Here is a 19,025-nt window from a genome sequence, read left to right on the forward strand (position 1 = left end):
TAGACGCCGTTCGTCAACGGTGCCACTATGACCGAATACGGCACGCCGCACCTGGCACGCCGCGCCGGCGCAAAAGCGAGGGTGGAGGAACCAATGCACGGGTCCGATCTCGATCTGATGGTGGAGAAATATCATCGGGCGCTCGACGCGTTCGTCACGGGAGACCCGGAACTGCAGAAGAAGCTGTTTTCGAAGCGCGACGACGTCACGCTCGCCAATCCGCTCGGCCCGCCAGCACGGGGCCGGAACGCGGTCGAGGCGACCATGGACCGGGCAGCCTCCCAGTTGAGGGAAGGCGAGCCCATCAGCTTCGAACGAATCTCCGGCTACACCGGGACGGATCTTGCGTACATTGTTGAAATTGAACGGGCCCGGGCCAAGGTAGGCGGGTCTGATGAAGTGTCCCCAATACCCCTCCGCGTGACCACGATTTTCCGATGGGAAGACGGGGAGTGGAAGGTTCTCCACCGTCACGCAGATCCGATACTTTCCCCGCGGCCCATCGAGTCGATCGTGCAGGCCTAAGCGCTCCCGAGGTGCCGGATCAACGCGTCGAGGATAGGCACCTGCCCGCCCACCAGTTTGGCGCGGGCTATGGTCTCCGTGGCCCACACGGCGTCGTCGATCTCGGGGTAGCTCCGGACAATGCCGGATCCTCGCGGCCACTCCAGCTCAAAGGTGTTGCTTTCAATTCTTTCGGGCGCGAAGTCGGACTCAGCCGCGAAGGCGGTGATGAGCTTGCCCGACGGTTGCCGGAAGGTGCCCAACCCGAGGTAATCGACGTCGGGCGGGGGAGTGCCCATTTCCTCTGCGAACTCGCGCTTGGCAGCTACCAGCGGGTCCTCGCTTTCGAGGTATTCGCCTTTGGGAATGGACCATGCGCGTTCATCCTTGTGGGACCAGAACGGTCCGCCCATGTGGGCTATCCACACCTCCAATTCCGCTGTGGAGGTCCGACGATACAACAGAATTCCTGCGCTTCGAACTGTCATTTGCCCAAGGTTATCGGTCGGCGCTGTAGCGCGCTGTATAAAGCAGGACGACGACGGCGGGAGCCTCCCGCCGTCGTTGTCCTGCTTTCCTTGTGGCTTCAGCCGGTGTAGCCTTCCACCTGTTTTGAGGGCCGTGGTGTGGCCTCGTTCGGGTTCTCCCCGTACTGCCTCTTTGCGCGCCGTTGCCGTAAGAGATCCCAGCACTGATCCAAGTCCTGCTCAATGCGCTCCAGCCTTGCGCGGTCAGGCGCGTGCCCAGGGCCAGGCGGCGCCGCCTCTGCTTTTTCCCGGAGCTCGCGTTCTTCTTCGACGAGCGATTGGATGCGGTGGAGAATGCCCTGTTCGTCCATGGTGACCCTCTTCCTGACCTAGCCGTTACCAGTCAGCGTAATGAGGTGCACTGGGCGTGGCCAGAGCAGTCTTGTTTCGCCCGCCCGCCCATCTCCTGTTTGCGGAATACTTGGATTCAGATCCAGGATTTCCGCGAACGAGGGCGGTGAAGACCCGTGAACGGCGAGAACAGTGCGTTCAGGCGCCGGATGGAACGTGCCATGGAACTGCGAAATGTGCGCGCCACTGGCATGACGGCACAGGAAGAAGCCGAACTTGAGGCCGCCGAGGAAGAAGAGCGGCAGAAGCGCAAGAAGGTAGACGACGCCGCGCGCGTTGAGTATTTGATCCGCGAAGCCATGGCCCAGGGGAAGTTCGACAACCTGAAGTACTCAGGCAAGCCGATCCCGGGGCTGGGGGAGCGCTACGATCCCGATTGGTGGGTCAAGGGCCTCATTCAACGTGAGCATCTCAGCGGCCTAGGGCCGAAGGCCATTCTGCTCCGCACCGAGGACGCCGAATTGGATGCCAAGCTCGATGCGCTGTACTCAGAGCAGCAGGTCCGGGAGCTGGTGGAGGATTTCAACGCACGCGTCATTGACGCACGGCGCCAGCTCCAGGGCGGACCGCCGGTGATCACGAAGACCCGCGACGTCGGCGTCGAGCTGGAACGCTGGCGCGAGCGTCGGGCGGCGGCTACTGAGGCAGCCGCCGCGGCGGCCGAGGAAACTGTTAATCGCGAACGTGCCGCCAAGCAGTCGTGGTGGCGTCGCATCTGGAATGGAACCGGATAGGCCGGTCAGCCGCCCGTCGGATCCTCGCTCACATATGGGTCGTTTTCTCCCGACCCTCCTGCAGATATCGCGGGTTTTCCCGAGACCCTCCTGCAGTCGTGTTACTTGAACGCGCGACGGCGGTCGCCCGCCAGGCGGGCGGGAAGCCGCCGTCGGACGTTCTTTGATACCCAATCTGTCGCCGCTCCGGCCGATATCCCGCCCTAGATCTGCAGGAGGGTTTGCCGGGAGGGCCGCATAGCTGCAGGAGGGTTTGCCGGGAGGGGTGGATATCTGCAGGAGGGTTTGCCGGGGGTGCTGCCACCGCCTCCATCCGCTGGACCTCAGTCGGGCTGGTTTCCCTTTCGGCTTGTGTTGAATGCGGGCGTTCCCGCCAGCCGGCCGCCGTCGACGGCGAGAACGGTTCCGGTGACGAACGACGACTGCTCCGAGCAAAGCCAGAGGGCCGCTGCAGCGATATCGGCGGTCGTGCCGATCCGGCCCAGCGGAACGGCGGCAGCGACGCGGTCCTGGGCGGCCTGTCCCGCTCCTGCAAGTCGCTCGGTGAGGATGGGGCCGGGAGCGATCGCGTTGACCCGGATACCCTCGGAGGCGTAATCGAGTGCAGCCACCCGGGTCAGGCCGCCGACGCCGAATTTGCTCGCCACGTAGCCGCTCATGCCGGAGACGCCTTGTTCGCCGGCTGTGGAGGACATGTTCACGATCGCCCCGCCGCTTCCGCTTGCCAGCATGAGCTCGATTTCGTATTTCAGGCAGAGGAAGACTCCGCGCAGGTTCACCGCGATGGCGCTGTCGAACTCCTCGCTGGACCACTCGACCAGAGGCGCCGGCGTCCGTCCGCCGCCCGCCGCGTTGTTGACCGCAGCGTCGAGCCTGCCGAAGCGGTCCCGGATCTGGGTCAGCAAGGCTTTCACGGAGTCCCGGCTGCCTACATCTACGGGTATTGCCACGGCACTCCCGCCAGCCGCCGCGATGGCGGCGACCTTCTCGGATAAGCCCGAGCTGTCACGGGAGGCAAGAACAACGGTTGCGCCGGCGCTGGCAAGGGCGGCTGCGATCTCCGCGCCGATACCACGGCTGGCTCCGGTGACGAGAGCGACCTTGCCGGATAGCGGCCGGGTGGGATCCGCCGTCGTCATGGCCGTTCCCGGCTTGCGTGAGGCGCGTGTGCGCGGGGCTCCTGGTTCGCGGCCGCCCGGGTTCGCGGCAGCAGGAAACCGGCTGCTACGAGCCAGAGGAGGCCACCGAACCGCCCGATCGGCAGGAGGAACTGCAAGGGCTCGATCGCCATCGACAGGAAGCTCAATTCGGACAGGGCAGCGATGACGAGGCCGGTCCAGGCCAGCCAGCGGGGCATGAAGCGCAGGATCAGGGCAGGGACCGCGATACCCGCCACCAGGAGACCGATCCCGACGACGAAGCCCACCCCTCCGGTGATGAACGCGAGGAATGAGAGCGCGTGGGTGAGTGTGACATCCGTGGTGATTTCGGGCCGGCTCAGCAGCCAGGTCACAGAACCCGAGAACATGAGGAAGATGGCTGCGCTGACGCCGCCAAAGAAGCCAATGGCCGGTCCGGGGACGCGCACGCCGAGCCGGAGCTGCCGGGCGTAGACGGTGGCGGCATAGATCCCCAACGGCACGGCTGAGCCGAATTGGAGCATGCCGCCGAGGCGCGTTGCGGGGACGTTTTGCTGGAAGAACGCGGCCACTTGCCCCTCGGGCGCGAAGGGCGAGACGAACGTTTGGCCGCTCGTGAGGATTGCGGACGTGACGAGGCTGGCGAGGAATATGCCCAGGCTGACGAGGGCAAGAACGCCCGGGTGTGGACCGCCTGACCGGGCTGGATGGCCTTCATCGGGAATCGAACGACTACTCATGGCTGAACCTTTCTCGTAGTGGCTGAACCTTCGTAATTGCATCACTATTGAAATGGTTCACCTATGGAATTGTTCTGTCAAGCATGTATTCTGAATCCATGGATTCAGCCACGCCGGGCCGGCCGAAACGGACCGCCTTTCTCTTGTCGCAGCTTGGTGCCGTGGCGTCGTCCCGCTTTGCCGAGCGCACCCGGGCGATCGGCCTCACCCCGAGCGACGCCGGTGTCATCCGACTGCTCGGGCGCTCGCCGGGGTTGAGCCAGCGCTCGCTTGCGGACAGGCTGGGTGCCGTCCCTAGCCGCGTGGTTTCACTCATTGATTCCCTGCAGGAACGCGGGCTGGTGGAGAGAATGCGGAGCAGCACGGACCGACGGAACTATGAACTCCACCTCACGGAGGCCGGCAAACGCGTACTGCGGGAACTGCGCGGGATTGCCGAACAGCATGAAATGGAGCTCCTGGCCCCGCTGACAGACGAACAGATCACGCAACTTGGCGAGCTGCTCGCGCAGCTCGCCAATGGCCAGGGGCTAGACAGGGACCTGCACCGCGACGTCGCGCGGGACGTCCCTCGCGACGCCGGGCGTCCGGCCTGATCTGCTACAGCACCACCTCGCGTCCTGTCCGGCCGGACTCGTAGATCGCTGAGATGATCTTGATGAGTTCAAGGCCGTGGGCTGCGGGCGCGGCCTCGGGCGCCTCGCCCCGGGCAGTGGCCAGGAACTGTTCCACCTCGTTGCGGTAGGCCACGTTGCTGAAGGTGGGCGAATCGAGCACGGGCGAAATATCCAGTAGCGTGTCGTGCTGCTCGGTGAAGATTTCCAAGGCCGGCTCCAGTTGGGCCCCGCCTTTGTCTCCAAAGACCTGGACCCGGGTTTCATCTGTGCCGTGCATCGAGTAACTAGTGTCGAAGTGCATTACTGCGCCGTTGCTGAATTTGATCAGCGCTGTGGCAAGGTCCTCCACCGGGTCCACCGGCTGCCGTGCCGGATCGAAATCAGCGGACAGATACCGGCTGAAGTTGGCGATATTGTTCCGGGCACCGATCTTGTGGAAAACGGTCCCGGAAACCGAGGCCACGGAAGGGCAGCCCATGAGCCACCAGCAAATGTCGATGAAATGGACGCCCAGATCGATCAGCGGCCCTCCGCCGGACAGCGTTTTGTCAGCGAACCAGCCACCGGGATTGCCCACCCTGCGCAGGCACGTGGCCTTGGCATAGTAGATCTGGCCCAGGTCTCCGGCGTCGATGAAGCGCTTGAGCACCTCGGCGTTGGGCGAGAAGCGGCGCACGTAGGCCACCTGCAGCGACGCAGTACTCCGCTGGGCGGCGGCAACTACGGCTAGGGCCTGCTGCAGCGAGGCCGTCATGGGTTTCTCAATCAGCACATGCTTGCCGGCCTCGAGTGCCGCAATCACGATCTCCGCGTGGGTGTCGTTGCGCGTGCAGATGCTGACGGCGTCGATCTCCGGATCCGCCAAGAGCTCCGCGTAGTCGGTGAAGACCTTGACTGCACCGTATTCGGCAGCGCGGCTCCCGGCGCGCGAGGCATCGATGTCGCAGACGGCAAGGAGGTGCGCCGATGGCGAATCCCGGTATGCGTCCAGATGCAGCTCGGAGATCGTTCCCAGTCCGATGACGCCTACGTTCAGCGCCCCCATTCAGCAGCCCTCCCATAGTGCGGCGGCGTTGCGCAGCGATTCCGGGACAGCGGTGAGACTCTCCTCGCGGCCCTCGTATTCCACGGAGCATGGTCCGCTGAAGCCAAAGTCCTTGATGAGGCGCAGGATCCGCGGCAGGTCCATATCGCCGAGTCCGAGCACTGAGCCTTGGATGTAATCGCCGGCCAACGTTCGCAGCCAACCTTCGCCGGGGCTTCGCTTCCGGCTGTAGAAATCCTTGAGGTGGACCACTGCCGCATACGGGAGCAGCTTGGCGACGGCCGATTCCGGCAGTTCATCGACGCACAGGAAGTTGCCGATGTCCAAGGTGATCTTGAAGTTTTCACGGTCCACGGCGTGCACCAATTGGAGGAGGCGCTCGCTGACGTTGAACGCCATGCCATGGTTTTCAACGCTCGTGGTGATGCCCAAGCCCGCTGCATAGTCGGCCAGCTCCCGGGACGCTGGAACCACTCTCTCCAAGGCATTGCGGTATTCGGTGTAGGAAGCCGGGCGCCAGGCCCAAGGCACAACATCGTGCCGGAAGCGGCTGATCCCCAGCCGGTGGGCTGTGTCCAGGTGGGTCTTCACTCGTTCGATTTCTTCGGCCGCGTCATTGCCGAGGAAGTCCGCGCCAACCACATAGTTGACCAAGGCGATGCCCGATTCCCCTGCACGTTCCCGCAGTCCTTCGGCCGCCGCCTGGTCTGAGGAAAGGTCCACGCCCAGTCCCGCTTCGGCCACTTCGAGATGGCTGGCACCGTGCGTCGCCGCCCAGCCCGGAAGGTCCAAGAGGCCCACCCGTCCGTTGGCCAAGGCTCCTGCCAGACTGTACGTGCTTAGCCCTATCTGCATTGTTCGATCCTCTTCTGTTCGTCCCGCTGGGTGCCGCTTGCCGTCGCTTGCGAGCCCACGTTACGCAGGATTCCGTGCGAAAAGGGTGGCCTGAACTTCATTCGGCATTGAACTTTCGCAGCTGGCGCCTGGACCCTCGCGGCTCCGCGCCCAACCTCAATATGGTGGCTTGCATGACGGAATTGAAGCCCCGGATCCTCATCACCGGAATCGCACTCGAAGCCAGTACCTATTCGCCCGCCCGGACCCGCATGGAGGACTTCGTCCGGCGAGATGGCCAGGAGATCCTGGAGCAGTACCCGTTTTTCGCCCCCGGCCACCCGGTGCGCGAAGCCGCGGAGTGGGTGCCGCTCGTCCATTTCCGGTCCATCCCCGGCGGGGCCGTGCCTGCCGAGGATTACGCCGAAATGAAACTGACAATCCTCTCAGCCGTGGCGGATGCCTTGGGCGAGGGCCCGGTGGACGGCCTGTACTTCGACATCCACGGTGCCATGAGCGTCGATGGCGTCGACGATCCCGAAGGTGATTTGCTCCTGGCCTTGCGCGGCCTGCTTGGCCCGGACGTACTGGTGTCCAGTGGCATGGACCTGCACGGCAACGTTTCCTGGACTTTGGCGCACCAACTCGACATCCCCAGCTGCTACCGCATGGCCCCGCACGAGGACTGGCTGGAAACCAAGGAACGCGCCGCCATGAACTTGCTGGAGCGACTGGCACTGCCGGAGGCCACACGGCGCCCCATCAAGGCCTGGGTTCCGGTCCCCATCCTGCTGCCCGGCGAGAAGACCAGTACCCGATTGGAACCAGCCAAGTCGCTGTACGAGAAAGTGGCCGTGATCGCTGAGCGGCCCGGCGTGCTCGACGCGGCATTGTGGATCGGTTATGCCTGGGCTGACGAGCCGCGCAACCGTGCTGTGGTGATGGTCACCGGTGACGACGCCGACGCCGTCGCGCGCCACGCGGGCGGGCTCGCCGTCGAGATGTGGAACAGGCGGGACGAGTTCCGTTTCGTCGCGCCGTCGGCGCCGCTCGCTGAATGCCTTGCTGCAGCGGAGGCAAGTACGAAGCGCCCGTATTTCATCAGCGATTCCGGGGACAACCCCACTGCCGGGGGAGCCGGGGACGTCACATGGACCCTGCAGAGGCTCCTTGAACACCCTCCGATCGCTGACGGAACACTGCAGGCGATCTATGCCTCCATCCCGGATGCCGCCGCCTTGGACGCCTGCATTGCGGCCGGCGTCGGAGGCTCCATCTCCGTGGACGTCGGCGCACGCGTGGACGCCACCCAGTCCGGTCCGGCAAGGCTGGACGGCACCGTGGAGCACCTGGCCCACGGCGACCCCGTGGCCCTTGACGAGGCAGTGATACGCGTCGGCGGACTGCGCGTCATCGTCACCCGGCGCCGGAAGCCCTACCACCTGGAATCGGACTTCCTCCGGAACGGCGTAGATGCCCGCTCAGCCGATGTTGTGGTGGTCAAGATCGGCTACCTCGAGCCGGAGCTCTTCGACATGGCCGCCGACTGGATGCTGGCGCTCACCCCGGGCGGCGTGGACCAGGATCTGCACCGCTTGGGTCACCAAAGGATCGCGCGGCCCATGTTCCCGTTCGACGACGGCGAGCCGGCGCCGAATCTGAACGCGCGGTTAGTGCCGGCGTCCAACGAGCCTGCCGGCGTCGAGCACTGACGGATGAGCTGAGGGCGGCGCCCGAGGCACCCAAACTGAACTCTCACTAACTTCGATTCCGAACTAAGTTCCAACACCTTCCGAAGCATCAACCCTCCGTGATTTCGTTTCCTGCATGGTCAATCGGCCCTGTGAGTTCAAAGTGGAGGAAGCGATGAAAGAACTTAGTCGACGTGGATTGCTCGGTCTGGGCGGAGCACTGGGCGCCGCAGCTTTGCTGTCAGCATGTGGCGAGGCCTCGGGCTCCGCTTCTTCAGACAGCCTTTCCACCCCGGCAAAGCTGCGGGTCTGGTTCATGAAGGACTCCGTCTCGGACAAGGCCCAGGCCTGGTTGAAGCAAGAGTTCGAAAAGAAGTTCCAAGGATCCACCCTCACTATCGAGCAGCAGGAGTGGGACGGCATCGTCCCGAAGCTCCAGACCGCCCTTGCCAGCCCCGAATCGACGCCGGACATCATCGAACTTGGCAACACCCAGGCCCCCACGTTCTGTGCGGTGGGAGCCCTCGCCGATCTGAGCGGCGTGAAGGAAGAGCTGGGCGGCGCAAACCTGACCAAGTCGCTCGTGGAGCTCGGCAGTTTCGAGAACAAGATGTACGCCGCTCCGTTCTACGCGGGAAGCCGGATTGTGTTCTACCGCAAGGACATGTTCCAGGAGCTCGGGCTCGCGATCCCTAAGACCATTGATGAGTTGACCGCCGTCGCAACGAAAATCCAGGCCGGAAATCCTGAGAAGAACGCGCACTTTTCCGGGATGTTCCTGCCCGGGATCTCATCCCAATCCGCGTTCGCGTGGGTCTTCAGCAACGGCGGGCGACTGGCGGTGCAGAAGGACGGGAAATGGGAAGGCAGCTTGTCCTCGCCGGAAAGCCAGAAAGCCATCGCCCAGCTGCAGCAGCTGTGGAAGACGGGCTCCACCACTGGAACGATCACCGACTCCACCATCGGTTCCCAGCCGTACACCGCCTTCAACACGGGCGAAGCAGGAATGTTCTTCGGCTTCAACTTCCACCTGAAGAAGATTAAGAAGGAACTCCTGGACGCCGGAAAGGTGGGCTACTTCAACTTTCCTTCGCCCAAGAGCGATGGCGCAGGCAACCCTTTTGCCGGCGGCTCGAACGTAGCCATCTCGAACAACAGCAAGGCACGGGGGCTCGCCAAAGAAGCCCTGAAACTCATCTTCAGCAAGCCGTTCCAGGAATTCTTCGCCACCGAGGGAGGCTGGGTCCCCGGAAACCTGAACTATGCGGCAGCCCTCGGGCAGGACGAGCTGTCCAAGGTCACCATCGAGGCGGTCAGGAATTCCGTGGGAACCCCGGCGGCTAAGAACTGGGCATTGGTGGAGAGCGCCAAGGTGGTTGACGACTTCTTCGTGGCCATGGGCGCACTGAAGGATCCGGTTGGCCTGGCCAAGACCGCCGACGCCAAAATGACCGAGATCCTCAACAGCAAGTAAGCCCGGCGGGAAGCAGAAAGGACCCAAATCATGACGGTAACCAGTACGCGTGCAAAGCCGGGCGGGATTCTGCCTGGCCGGCCTGAACCACCGGCCCCCAAAAAGCGCCGGCGCAACCCCCTGCCGTATCTCCTTCTGCTTCCCGCGGTGCTCATTGTCCTGGTGGACATGGGCTACCCGTTGCTACGCCAAATCACCATGGCGTTCCAGCACTTTTCCCTTGAACAGCAGTTCGGCAAACCAGCCGAATTCGTCGGACTGGATAACTTCACCCGCGTGCTCGGCGATTCGGCATTCTGGCTCACGCTGGGTAGGTCCCTTGCCTTTTGCCTCGTGTGTGCCGCATTGACAATGGCCATCGGAATCGGGGGCGCGCTTTTGCTCACCAAGCTCTCCCGCGCGGTGTCCGTCTTCGTCCAGGCCGCCATGCTGCTCGCGTGGGCCATGCCCGTGTTGTCATCGCTTCAGGTGTTCCAGTGGATCTTCGATTCCAGGTCCGGTGTGGTCGACTGGAGCCTGGCCGGACTGGGGCTGCAGGGGATGGCTGGATACAACTGGTTTTCCAACCCCGTGACCTTCTTCGCAGTAGCGGCCATTCTGGTCATCTGGATGAGCGTCCCGCTGGTGGTCTTCATGGTCTACGCATCGGTTACCCAGATCGACGAGTCCATGCTGGAGGCCTCCACCCTCGACGGCGCCAACGGCTGGAAACAATTCCGCGAAATCACCGTTCCAACGATCGCCCCGGTACTCCTGCTGGTCACGATTCTCGAAATCATCTGGGACCTGCGCGTATTTACCCAGATCTTCATCCTGCAGAAAAACGGTGGGATCACCGAGCAGACCAACGTCCTTGGCACCTACGTCTACCAAGTGGGCTTGTCCGGCGGAGATTATGGTGTGGCTTCGGCAACTGCCCTGATCATGCTGCTGATCACCTTGCTCCTGACCTGGCGCTATGTCACCCAATTCCTGAAGCAGGGAGAAGTCTGAATGGCCCTCAAACCCAGCCCCGTCCGCCGCTCGGCGGCCAACATCACCGGCCTGGTCTTCGGCTTGCTGTGGATTTTCCCGGTCTACTGGTTGGTCAACAATTCGCTCGTCACGGACGATGCCCTGCAATCGCGGACGCCGTCGTTCCTGCCGCTCGACTTCACCTGGGCACACTACGAGACGGTGCTCCACGACAGCCGTTTCTGGTCCGCCCTGCGGATGAGCTTCGGTGTTGCCCTGATTGTGGTGGTAGCCGCCCTGCTCTTCGCCTTCTTCGCGAGCATGGCGCTGAGCCGCTTCCGCTTCAAAGGCCGGAAGATCGTCATCATCTCGGTGCTCGTCATCCAGATGATCCCCGCTGAAGCCATGTTCATTTCCCAGTACAAGATGATCGACAGCTGGCATCTGCTCAACTCCATGCTTGGACTCAGCCTGCTGTATGTCGGGGCCTCCGTGCCCTTCACCATCTGGATGCTCAAGGGCTTCGTTGACGGGGTCCCGGTAGAGCTCGAGGAGTCGGCCATGATCGACGGGTGCTCCCGGATGGGCGCCTTCTTCCGTGTGACCTTCCCCCTGCTCGGCTCGGGACTGGTGGCTTCCGGGATCTTTGCCTTCCTGGCCGCCTGGAACGAGTACACGTTGGCCCTTGTGCTCCTGAGCAGCGACAACAGCAAGACCCTTCCCCTGTGGATCCAGGGCTTCAGCGGCCAGAACCAAGCCACGGACTGGGGCGGAATCATGGCCGGCTCCACCCTCATGGCGCTGCCGGTGATCATTCTCTTTGTCATCGTCCAGAAGAAGATGGCCCAGGGCCTCGTCGCTGGTGCGGTGAAAGGCTGAAATGCGGTCGAGCGTACAAACCACCAGTCCTCCACTGGCGTCGCTGCTTCTGGGACGGGGAGCACCGGTCCTGGTTTTCGACGTCGGCGGAACCGACCTCAAGTTCGGCGACGTGGATGAAGACGGCCGGTTCACCCATCGTGGAACCACGCCGACGGCCAGAGGTTCGCAGGAGGAGTTCCTGGACCAACTCTCCGGCCTCGTCGCCACCTATCAATCCAAGCCCGTGGCAGAGCGGCCGCGAGCCATCGCGGTGAACGCGCCGGGCATTGTGGACGCAGATGCCGGCGTCGTGGTCTCGGCGGTGAATCTAGGGTGGAGCAACTTCGCGGTCTCGGCGGCACTGAAGGCGAGGACCGGACTTCCCGTGGTGCTCGGCAACGATGTCCAGATGGCCGGGCTGGCAGAGCACAGGCTGGGCGCCGCGAAAGGGCTGCGGAACGCCCTGGTGATGGTCATCGGCACAGGGATTGCCAGCGCGGTCATCCTGGACGGCGAAGTCTACGACGGCGACGGGTACGCAGGGGAAATCGGCCACGCCCGCATGGAACCCCTTGCGAGCACCGTGGCCATGCCGTGTACGTGCGGCGCGTCCGGGTGTCTTCAGACGATGTCCTCGGCATCCGCCATCGCACGCAACTATGCGGCAGTCTCCGGTGTCCCGGTTGAAGGCGCCAAGGAAGTCATGGCGGCCGCAGAAGCAGGTGACCCGGCCGCCGTCGGGGTCCTGAACCAGGCCTTTGACGGGCTCGCGTTGGCCATCGCGCAAAGCGTTGCGCTGCTGGCACCGCAGGCCGTCATCTTCGGCGGCGGGCTGTCCAACGCTGGAGACGCGCTCCTTTTGCCGGTGGCTGCCCGGCTGGAGTCCATCCTGAGTTTCCACCGACGGCCGCTGCTCCGGTCTGCGCACTTCGGCCCCCTCGCCGGACTGATCGGGGGTGCCGTGCAGGCTCGTCGGCTACTCTGCAAAGAGCAGCCCACCGGCGGGCGGCAGACACCGAGCCCCTGGAGGGATTGACTTTGGGTTACAAGCCGTCCTACGCCAAGACAGTGAAAAGAACCGGTCCCCGCGACATCGCGCTGACGGAATACTCTTCCAGCATCCTGTCCATGATCGCCAGTGGCCGGGCGACGTCGCGCGCAGATCTTGCCCGCACCTTGAACCTTGCCCCATCTACCATCACCATCAAGGTGAACGAGCTGATGGAAGCCGGGCTTATCAGCGAAAGCGGATCCGGTTCGGCGACCGGCGGGCGGAGGCCCACCCTCCTGGAACTGGTGCCCGACGCAGGCTTCATCTTGGCCGCCGATCTGGGCGCGCACCACACATGGGTGGGCCGACTCAACCTTTCAGGCAATCTGCTGGCGTCCGAACTCAGGACCATCGACATCAACGACGGCCCCGAAGTGGTCCTGCCGCAGGCCGCGGCGATGATGCGTGCCCTGAGCGATCCGGCCGTCGATCCTCCGCTGCGCGGCGTGGGGATGTCCTTGCCCGGACCAGTCGACTTTTCCTCGGGTGCGCTGGATTCGCCCTCTAGGATGCGCGGCTGGCACGAATTCAAAGTGCGGGAGTGGCTTGCCGAGGAATTCGGGACTTTGGCCGTCATCGACAATGACGCCAACATGATGGCTCTAGGGGAGCACACGCTCCGTCAACGGGAAACGCCGGATTCCAAAGTGCGGCAGAACACGCTGTTCCTCAAAGCGGGCGCGGCGATCGGCTGTGGGCTCATCATTGACGGACAGGTCTACCGGGGCGCCACCGGTGCCGCCGGAGACATCGCCCACGTGCAGATCCCGGCAGCGGGCGATGCCCCGTGTTCCTGCGGCAACCGCGGCTGCCTGGAGACGGTCGCCAGCGGGGCCGCCATCATTCGCGACCTTGCCGCCGTCGGAATCGATGCTGTGGACGTCAACGCCATCGTCCAGCAAGTCATCAACGGCGATCCGCACACCACAACGCGTGTCCGCACCGCTGGCCGGATCCTGGGGCAGACCCTCAGTATCGTCGTGAATTTCGTCAACCCGGATGTGGTGGTACTGGGCGGCGGGCTCTCGCAATTGGAGCCCTACGTCGCCGCTGTGCGGTCGCAGCTCTACGAAAGCTGCCACCCGCTCGCCACGAAAAATATCGCGATCGAGGCGTCGCTCGCGGGATCGCAGGCGGGCCTGCTCGGGGCCGGCCAGCTGTGCTTGCGCACGGTACTGGCGTCCTGAACATCCGGCCCACGCAAGAGGGGAACCATGAAGATTGAAGTGTGCGTCCAGGACCTGGACGGGGTTCGTTGCGCCATCGAGGCCGGCGCGGACCGTGTGGAGCTCTGTTCGGCGCTCGACACTGGCGGCCTGACCCCGAGCGCAGGCCTGGTCGAAGCGGCCGTTGAGCTTGCGCGCGACGCTGGTCGCCGGGATTTCGTCCAGGTGCTCATCCGCTCCCGGACGGGAGGCTTCGTCTATTCACGGTGCGAAATCGACGTCATGCGGCGGGATATCCGGCATCTTCTTGCAGCCGGAGCCGACGGGGTGGTCATCGGACTGCTGACTGCTTCAGGCGACGTCGACGTCGCGGGCAGCGAGGCGCTGGTGGATGCGGCGGACGGGAACTTCGTGACATACCACCGCGCCGTGGATGCGGCAAGGGAACCGCTTCAAGCAGTGGCCGACGCCGCCCGGCTGGGTGCGCGCCGCATTCTCACCTCGGGAGCCGCACAGGCCGCAGGCGATGGAGTCGACATGCTCAAGCTCATGGTCGCGGCGCTCCCCGAGGGGGTTGCGGTGATGGCTGGCGGCGGCGTCACGGAAGAGTCGGTGCCCGGACTTTTGGCCACAGGAATTCAGGCGATTCACTTTTCCGGCCGTAAACTCACAGTCGATTCCGCTCCGTCCGGACCAGGGGGCGGGGATGGGATACGCTCAGTCACGCATCCGGCCATTGTGGAGCGACTGGTCAGGACCGTGCGTTCCGCAGAGGCAGTGATGCGCACACGCTGATTTTGTCCCATTGTGGGGAATAGCAGCGACATGGTGTATGTTGCACATTCGCCAGTCAATACACAAGAGAAGAGAAAAACCCCAAGTGGCAACCGATTACGACGAACTCCGCTCCGACGTCGCGGAATCCCAAAGCACGTCACTTCAGGCCCTGCAGTCTGCCAATGCTCCGGACGCCCGCAGCGTAGTACGGGAGCTGGACGAGGCCGATGCTTTTGAAGGCAACGAGGTGCCCGGCGGCGAATTCGTGGCCGAGGAACTGATCATTGCGGTGGTCCCGCAGAAGGAAGACGAGTTCACGTGCTACTCGTGTTTCCTTGTCCGTCACCGCTCCCAGATTGCCCTTGAGAAGAATGGCCACGCCTACTGCGTAGAGTGCGAAGGCTGAGCCCCTGAGGCGCAGTCCCGTCCGTCACAGGGGATTCAAGCGATTCTTCTTGGCGACCCTTTCATAGCGGGCCTCGGAGTCTGTTGCTCGCTGCTCTTCGGCAGCGAGTAGGCGGCCGAGGGCTGCTTTGTTCTCCGGCGATCCTTCGGCGTCGCCCGCAATGCGAAGCAGCACGGAGCGGGCCACAACGCTGTCCTGGTGCTCCCCCAGGATCTTCTGGAGCTCCTGCGCGTCACGGGCCAGCTTCACGGCGGGTTTCCGGTGGACGTCCCGTAGCGCTTCGGCTGCGTGGCGCAGCCGTTTGGCGTCTTTGCGGACCTGATGCAACGCGGTGTCATGTTCGACGCCGGTCTGCCGGGCCGCTGCTTTTTGGGACCGGCGCAACCGCTTGATCGCTTTGCCGGCCAGCTTGGCCGTGACGCGACGGGCCTTCTTGTCAGCACGCGGTCTCGTCGGCGGTTCGTCGCGGAACTTCTCGAGCTCGTCCAGGAGCCGGAAATAGCGCTCCGTTCCCACGGACCGGAGCGCTTCGCGATATCCCGAGTTGTAGGCGGCCTCGAGCTCGTCCGTGATCTTGGTGGCGGCCGGACTGGACAGGAGTGCATCGGGTTGGTCATTCAGCAATTCCCCGATCCGGTCCCGCAGCACCTCGGCATCCCGGGCCTTGCCAAGGACCGTGGCCAGCCATTTCAGTTCCGTCTTGAGGTGGGCCGCCGCCTCGGCGTCGAACAGCCTGCCGTAGGCGGACAGCGCGGAACGAAGCCGGCGGGTGGCCGAGCGCATGCGGTGGACAGCATCGTCGGCGCCTTGCCGGACTCCCGGATCCTGCGCCGTGATTTCGGCGATTTGTGCGGCCAAGTACGCAACTACCGCGTCTCCTGCGGAACCCTTCGGGCGGGCTTTTGGTGGTGCAGGAACGGCGGGAGGCCAGGCCGTGCCGAACGCTCGGGCCAGTTTGGAAGCATGCCCGGAACGAGTGGCTCCGGCCTGGGACAGGATATTCTCCGCGCTCTCCCAGAGGGCTTCGTCACCATGGACAAGTTCAATTTCCCATTCCCGCCATTGCCTCTCAAGCTGCGCTGGGTGCAAGGTCTCGGCCGTCACATGGTCATCCACGAAGTCGGCCAAGGTCACATCCTCGCTTCCGTGCAGTCGATGCAAGGTTCGGCGGGTGTGGATCCGGGCCACCGGCCTGAGCTCGTCACCGCGGGTGAATACCAGGAGCTTCTCCGCCAGATCCTCCGGGACGGTCTCAGGTTGTCCCAGCGGCGCATGGATCTCGACGCGGCTGTCCTGTTCAGCCGGTAGCTTCACGTGCCAGCCGGAATCCGCGCCGCCGGTTCGGCGCCGCAAGGTGATGCGGTGCTTGGCGAGGATGAGGCCTTCCGTGTCGAAGTAGACGGCCTCAAGTTGATGATCGGCCGGGTCAGCGACCTGTTCGACGCCGGCAATGTCCTCGAACGCGGGAAGGGGCGTCTCAATGTCAACGTCGTACTTGCGTTCTGTTTCCACGAATTCCTGGGTCGACATGTCGCTCACGCCTTTCTCGTCGCCGGTATAGGCATCGTCCCACTCGGCCGCTCCCGGAAAAGAGTGGTGCGGTCCGTTTGCGTCAAGCTGCTGGACTAGTTAACCGCCAACTCGGCTGGTTCTTTCCGACGTACGTGCATGCAGGCATGCACAGTTCATTATTCGAGTAGCCCACTCGCTTGCGGTTTATCCATTCGAGGGCGTTAATCCTGCTATGAGCTTCGCTGACCGAGCAGTTGAACTGCTGCTTCCCTGGAGAGAGACGCGCACTCCAGCCGACGCACGCCATGTGATCGCGTCCTGGGCGGCTAGAAGCCTCGTCCAATACTTCGTCGTCGAACGCATCGCGGCTATTGCGTGGCAAACCAATGATGTGTCGACAACGCCGCCCACTGTCACCAAATACGACTACGCTTTCAACTTCATCAGCGATCTCGGTGCGAACGCATGCCAGACTCAAGACTTTGGAGCAAAATATCACCGGTGGATCTGTTCGCCCCTGTTCCCCGTAGTGGATCTGTCTTTCATCTTTCTGGGCGTGGGTGTCCTCATCGTCGCGGCGCTCATCACGTCCGAAGTGCTCCAATGCAGTGGGAACCAACGTCAGGTTGCTGACGGGCAAAAGAAGTTAAAGCATCTTGCGACCCACGGTGTGCGCCTCACAATGGGTGCTGCTGGACTCGGACTTATCGGCGTGGGCGCTTGGCCGGAAAACGACGACCCGACCATGCATGGCAATAGCACGGGTCTCTTTCTCATCTTCGCCGTGATCTCCCTTGTTCTCTTAGGCTATTTATGGTGGAAAGAGCAGTGGACCGCGGCCGTTTGGATTTTCCTGTTCGCGATCGTGGCAGCATGGGGCGGCATCGGAATGCTCGTCCTGAACCATAACGATCCTGACCCGACAGCCTCGCTCGGCGTATTCGAGCGCATGGTTGTCTATGCCTTCATCGCCGGCATGTTCGTTATGGGATACACCTTGAGCATAGGAAGGCGCCCGGGAGCCAGGTATCGGCGACACCCTAGACCGGAATCGGCTCAGGCCCTAAGATCACTCTGACGGCACCAGCCCTGCGCTGAGCGATGTCCGTCACGGTCTCACCTTAGGCGTGAGCGCCGGGTCCGTTCCGCGACTCCTTTGGGTCCTGGGCGGACCCGGTGGACCTCCGCCGGTCCAGCTATCCCGAGGAGGCCGCCCCAGCTGGACGTTGCGATGAGATCATGGCTGACTCATACGTGGAACACGCAAAGGCTCCTTTCGGGACTACTGAGCCGGGCGCCGTCGTCGGGCCCCAAGCAATGCGAGAAACAGTGCAGTGGCTGCTTGCCCAGTTCCCACACGGGCCACGGGGTGGCCTCCCCGCCGTCGACGACGGCGCCTGTAGTCCGCTTGCAGCAATAGTTAGAGAGTAATTACTCGTAGATGGTGACTGCGGCCCAACAACAGAGGATGCTTGATTGTTGGGAGGGAAAATCATGACACGAGATGTGACTCATTTCGACCGCCTTTCGGCGTGGACCGAAAACGACATGAAGCCGGCCGTCGGCAAGCTGTTGCGCGGCGATGACATGCCTTCCGAGGCGCGGGAAGGCAGCCGTCCCTCGCCCTTGGATTTCCAGATACCGGATGAACTGGACCGTGCGCTGGAGTCGGCTTCCCAAACGCTCAGCCTCACGCCCAGCGAGATCTTGCGGGAGGCCCTGTCCGAATGGCTGGGCAGTCACGGACAACCGGCCACCGGCCATCACCCGTTCGGGAAACACACTGCCCTTTAACGGGCGCCGGGCTGCGGCGGATCACCCTATACTCAGTCACACCTCGCCGTGACGATGAGCATTATCCCGAACAGGAGACCCGCCATGCCCATGATCGACATCTACGCCGCCGTCGGCACCTTTGCCGATACCGCTAAGCTCGCCCAGGACGCCGCCGCAACCGTGATGGCAATCGAGAAGGTCCCCGACATCCCCATGTTCCGGAAGAACACCGCGGCCTTTGTCCACGAGCTGCCCGCCGGGACGATCGCGAACCTGGACGGCGAGAACAACTACGTTCGCGTTCAGGTGCTCACGAACTCTGGCGCCCTGGACCGCGAGAAGCAACTCTCGGTGGTCCGTCAACTTACCGACCTTGTCGCGTCGGCGGCCGGTGACGAGTCCTTGAGCGAGCGAACCTGGGTTCTCCTCACCGAAGCGCCCGAGGGCGGCTGGGGCCTATGGGGCCATGCCCACCTCAACAGCGAACTGGTCGCCGCAGCTCGGGCGGAGATCGCCAAACTGCAGGCCTGAAACAGTCCCAACGAGTGTGCCTCCGGTGTATTCGAGTACGCGCCGAGCGGTTTCGACAACGAGCGTCCACCACGGCTCCCAATGCTGGAAGTTGTCCGTTGCAGGAAGTCCCGGCTTGATGTCCATGAGCACCTCACCGACTTTCTCAGCGTCGAAGACGCGCGCGTCGGGCAGCAATTGCTGCACGAGCGCGCTCGTCGTCGTCTTTCCTGCCCCGTGGGTGCCGTTGAGCCAAACAATCATGGACCGAACTCTAGCGCCAAGAAGTGTCCTTCATCGGGCGCCCGTTAGCCGATCGGCTGCGGCGCGAAGACCATCGCCGATGGATGTCCATC

Annotated in this window: 22 protein-coding genes; 14 read left to right on the forward strand and 8 right to left on the reverse strand. The window is 63.4% G+C overall.

Annotated features, from left to right (window positions below; translation table 11 throughout):
• Positions 1-27 precede the first annotated feature (27 nt).
• Positions 28-525, forward strand: a complete 498-nt coding sequence (locus tag HNP00_RS20550) for a nuclear transport factor 2 family protein (protein WP_260405090.1) — start codon at positions 28-30, stop codon at positions 523-525.
• On the opposite strand, the gene HNP00_RS20555 is transcribed toward HNP00_RS20550, so the two are convergent.
• Together HNP00_RS20555 and HNP00_RS20560 are read right to left on the reverse strand one after the other, a co-directional pair.
• Entirely contained in the window at positions 522-992 is a 471-nt protein-coding gene (locus tag HNP00_RS20555) for an NUDIX domain-containing protein (RefSeq protein WP_184741572.1), read from the reverse strand. The two genes, HNP00_RS20550 and HNP00_RS20555, sit on opposite strands and share 4 nt — an antisense overlap.
• Positions 993-1,090: 98 nt before the next feature.
• Positions 1,091-1,342 carry a DUF2630 family protein gene (locus HNP00_RS20560; protein ID WP_184741573.1) on the reverse strand — a complete coding sequence of 84 codons (252 nt, stop codon included), beginning with the start codon at positions 1,340-1,342 and terminating at the stop codon, positions 1,091-1,093.
• A gap of 201 nt (positions 1,343-1,543) precedes the next feature.
• Between HNP00_RS20560 and HNP00_RS20565 the strand changes: the two genes are divergently transcribed.
• Positions 1,544-2,116 (forward strand): DUF1992 domain-containing protein, encoded by a 573-nt coding sequence (locus HNP00_RS20565; RefSeq protein ID WP_260405091.1) that lies wholly within the window; start codon positions 1,544-1,546, stop codon positions 2,114-2,116.
• Positions 2,117-2,439: 323 nt separating this feature from the next.
• Here the strand turns inward: HNP00_RS20565 and HNP00_RS20570 are convergent, their stop codons facing one another.
• Together HNP00_RS20570 and HNP00_RS20575 are read right to left on the reverse strand one after the other, a co-directional pair.
• Positions 2,440-3,255, reverse strand: coding sequence for an SDR family NAD(P)-dependent oxidoreductase (locus HNP00_RS20570; protein WP_184741574.1), 816 nt, complete (start codon positions 3,253-3,255; stop codon positions 2,440-2,442).
• Entirely contained in the window at positions 3,252-3,995 is a 744-nt protein-coding gene (locus tag HNP00_RS20575; protein ID WP_184741575.1) for a hypothetical protein, read from the reverse strand. Before HNP00_RS20575 ends, HNP00_RS20570 begins: the two co-directional genes overlap by 4 nt.
• A gap of 98 nt (positions 3,996-4,093) precedes the next feature.
• On the opposite strand from HNP00_RS20575, the gene HNP00_RS20580 reads away from it, so the two are divergent.
• Positions 4,094-4,591: a MarR family winged helix-turn-helix transcriptional regulator gene (locus HNP00_RS20580; protein ID WP_184741576.1), complete on the forward strand. Its 498-nt coding sequence runs from the start codon at positions 4,094-4,096 to the stop codon at positions 4,589-4,591.
• 4 nt (positions 4,592-4,595) lie between these two features.
• Here HNP00_RS20580 and HNP00_RS20585 read toward each other — a convergent pair whose 3' ends face one another.
• On the reverse strand, positions 4,596-5,657 hold the full coding sequence (locus tag HNP00_RS20585; protein ID WP_184741577.1) for a Gfo/Idh/MocA family protein: 1,062 nt from the start codon (positions 5,655-5,657) through the stop codon (positions 4,596-4,598).
• Positions 5,658-6,512, reverse strand: a complete 855-nt coding sequence (locus HNP00_RS20590) for a sugar phosphate isomerase/epimerase (RefSeq protein ID WP_184741578.1) — start codon at positions 6,510-6,512, stop codon at positions 5,658-5,660.
• A gap of 173 nt (positions 6,513-6,685) precedes the next feature.
• Between HNP00_RS20590 and HNP00_RS20595 the strand changes: the two genes are divergently transcribed.
• The 8 genes from HNP00_RS20595 (at position 6,686) to HNP00_RS20630 (ending at position 14,871) form a co-directional block, all read left to right on the forward strand.
• Entirely contained in the window at positions 6,686-8,203 is a 1,518-nt protein-coding gene (locus tag HNP00_RS20595) for a M81 family metallopeptidase (protein WP_184741579.1), read from the forward strand.
• 154 nt (positions 8,204-8,357) lie between these two features.
• Positions 8,358-9,656, forward strand: a complete 1,299-nt coding sequence (locus HNP00_RS20600; RefSeq protein WP_184741580.1) for an extracellular solute-binding protein — start codon at positions 8,358-8,360, stop codon at positions 9,654-9,656.
• A 30-nt stretch (positions 9,657-9,686) separates the two neighbouring features.
• Positions 9,687-10,649 carry a carbohydrate ABC transporter permease gene (locus HNP00_RS20605; RefSeq protein ID WP_184741581.1) on the forward strand — a complete coding sequence of 321 codons (963 nt, stop codon included), beginning with the start codon at positions 9,687-9,689 and terminating at the stop codon, positions 10,647-10,649.
• Positions 10,650-11,489 (forward strand): carbohydrate ABC transporter permease, encoded by an 840-nt coding sequence (locus HNP00_RS20610; protein ID WP_184741582.1) that lies wholly within the window; start codon positions 10,650-10,652, stop codon positions 11,487-11,489. It abuts the gene before it with no gap.
• Between the two features lies 1 nt (position 11,490).
• A complete protein-coding gene (locus HNP00_RS20615; protein ID WP_184741583.1) occupies positions 11,491-12,507 on the forward strand; it encodes an ROK family protein in 1,017 nt (338 codons plus the stop codon).
• A gap of 32 nt (positions 12,508-12,539) precedes the next feature.
• Complete coding sequence (locus tag HNP00_RS20620) at positions 12,540-13,709, forward strand: ROK family transcriptional regulator (RefSeq protein WP_221451700.1); 1,170 nt, start codon at positions 12,540-12,542, stop codon at positions 13,707-13,709.
• 27 nt (positions 13,710-13,736) lie between these two features.
• Positions 13,737-14,483 (forward strand): copper homeostasis protein CutC, encoded by a 747-nt coding sequence (locus tag HNP00_RS20625; protein WP_184741584.1) that lies wholly within the window; start codon positions 13,737-13,739, stop codon positions 14,481-14,483.
• An 85-nt stretch (positions 14,484-14,568) separates the two neighbouring features.
• Positions 14,569-14,871, forward strand: coding sequence for a DUF4193 domain-containing protein (locus HNP00_RS20630; protein ID WP_184741585.1), 303 nt, complete (start codon positions 14,569-14,571; stop codon positions 14,869-14,871).
• Between the two features lie 24 nt (positions 14,872-14,895).
• On the opposite strand, the gene HNP00_RS20635 is transcribed toward HNP00_RS20630, so the two are convergent.
• Positions 14,896-16,401 carry a CYTH and CHAD domain-containing protein gene (locus HNP00_RS20635; protein WP_184741586.1) on the reverse strand — a complete coding sequence of 502 codons (1,506 nt, stop codon included), beginning with the start codon at positions 16,399-16,401 and terminating at the stop codon, positions 14,896-14,898.
• A 214-nt stretch (positions 16,402-16,615) separates the two neighbouring features.
• On the opposite strand from HNP00_RS20635, the gene HNP00_RS20640 reads away from it, so the two are divergent.
• From HNP00_RS20640 to HNP00_RS20650, 3 genes are all read left to right on the forward strand, one after another.
• Positions 16,616-17,461, forward strand: a complete 846-nt coding sequence (locus HNP00_RS20640; RefSeq protein ID WP_184741587.1) for a DUF998 domain-containing protein — start codon at positions 16,616-16,618, stop codon at positions 17,459-17,461.
• A 416-nt stretch (positions 17,462-17,877) separates the two neighbouring features.
• Entirely contained in the window at positions 17,878-18,177 is a 300-nt protein-coding gene (locus HNP00_RS20645; RefSeq protein WP_184741588.1) for a hypothetical protein, read from the forward strand.
• 84 nt (positions 18,178-18,261) lie between these two features.
• On the forward strand, positions 18,262-18,690 hold the full coding sequence (locus HNP00_RS20650; protein WP_184741589.1) for a hypothetical protein: 429 nt from the start codon (positions 18,262-18,264) through the stop codon (positions 18,688-18,690).
• Here the strand turns inward: HNP00_RS20650 and HNP00_RS20655 are convergent.
• Positions 18,616-18,933, reverse strand: a complete 318-nt coding sequence (locus HNP00_RS20655) for an AAA family ATPase (protein WP_260405092.1) — start codon at positions 18,931-18,933, stop codon at positions 18,616-18,618. The genes HNP00_RS20650 and HNP00_RS20655 overlap by 75 nt on opposite strands.
• Positions 18,934-19,025 lie beyond the last annotated feature (92 nt).

The sequence above is a fragment of the Arthrobacter sp. AZCC_0090 genome (assembly GCF_014207375.1).
Taxonomy (GTDB): Bacteria; Actinomycetota; Actinomycetes; order Actinomycetales; family Micrococcaceae; genus Arthrobacter.

Excerpts from the sequence above, each read along its gene's own strand:
- HNP00_RS20550 (WP_260405090.1), top strand. The coding sequence starts at position 28 with ATGACCGAATACGGCACGCCGCACCTGGCACGCCGCGCCGGCGCAAAA.
- HNP00_RS20625 (WP_184741584.1), top strand. The coding sequence starts at position 13,737 with ATGAAGATTGAAGTGTGCGTCCAGGACCTGGACGGGGTTCGTTGCGCC.
- HNP00_RS20610 (WP_184741582.1), top strand. The coding sequence starts at position 10,650 with ATGGCCCTCAAACCCAGCCCCGTCCGCCGCTCGGCGGCCAACATCACC.
- HNP00_RS20635 (WP_184741586.1), bottom strand. The coding sequence starts at position 16,401 with ATGTCGACCCAGGAATTCGTGGAAACAGAACGCAAGTACGACGTTGAC.
- HNP00_RS20615 (WP_184741583.1), top strand. The coding sequence starts at position 11,491 with ATGCGGTCGAGCGTACAAACCACCAGTCCTCCACTGGCGTCGCTGCTT.
- HNP00_RS20655 (WP_260405092.1), bottom strand. The coding sequence starts at position 18,933 with ATGATTGTTTGGCTCAACGGCACCCACGGGGCAGGAAAGACGACGACG.
- HNP00_RS20565 (WP_260405091.1), top strand. The coding sequence starts at position 1,544 with ATGGAACTGCGAAATGTGCGCGCCACTGGCATGACGGCACAGGAAGAA.
- HNP00_RS20595 (WP_184741579.1), top strand. The coding sequence starts at position 6,686 with ATGACGGAATTGAAGCCCCGGATCCTCATCACCGGAATCGCACTCGAA.
- HNP00_RS20560 (WP_184741573.1), bottom strand. The coding sequence starts at position 1,342 with ATGGACGAACAGGGCATTCTCCACCGCATCCAATCGCTCGTCGAAGAA.
- HNP00_RS20640 (WP_184741587.1), top strand. The coding sequence starts at position 16,616 with ATGAGCTTCGCTGACCGAGCAGTTGAACTGCTGCTTCCCTGGAGAGAG.
- HNP00_RS20605 (WP_184741581.1), top strand. The coding sequence starts at position 9,687 with ATGACGGTAACCAGTACGCGTGCAAAGCCGGGCGGGATTCTGCCTGGC.
- HNP00_RS20600 (WP_184741580.1), top strand. The coding sequence starts at position 8,358 with ATGAAAGAACTTAGTCGACGTGGATTGCTCGGTCTGGGCGGAGCACTG.
- HNP00_RS20575 (WP_184741575.1), bottom strand. The coding sequence starts at position 3,995 with ATGAGTAGTCGTTCGATTCCCGATGAAGGCCATCCAGCCCGGTCAGGC.
- HNP00_RS20645 (WP_184741588.1), top strand. The coding sequence starts at position 17,878 with ATGACACGAGATGTGACTCATTTCGACCGCCTTTCGGCGTGGACCGAA.
- HNP00_RS20585 (WP_184741577.1), bottom strand. The coding sequence starts at position 5,657 with ATGGGGGCGCTGAACGTAGGCGTCATCGGACTGGGAACGATCTCCGAG.
- HNP00_RS20580 (WP_184741576.1), top strand. The coding sequence starts at position 4,094 with ATGGATTCAGCCACGCCGGGCCGGCCGAAACGGACCGCCTTTCTCTTG.
- HNP00_RS20570 (WP_184741574.1), bottom strand. The coding sequence starts at position 3,255 with ATGACGACGGCGGATCCCACCCGGCCGCTATCCGGCAAGGTCGCTCTC.
- HNP00_RS20650 (WP_184741589.1), top strand. The coding sequence starts at position 18,262 with ATGCCCATGATCGACATCTACGCCGCCGTCGGCACCTTTGCCGATACC.
- HNP00_RS20590 (WP_184741578.1), bottom strand. The coding sequence starts at position 6,512 with ATGCAGATAGGGCTAAGCACGTACAGTCTGGCAGGAGCCTTGGCCAAC.
- HNP00_RS20555 (WP_184741572.1), bottom strand. The coding sequence starts at position 992 with ATGACAGTTCGAAGCGCAGGAATTCTGTTGTATCGTCGGACCTCCACA.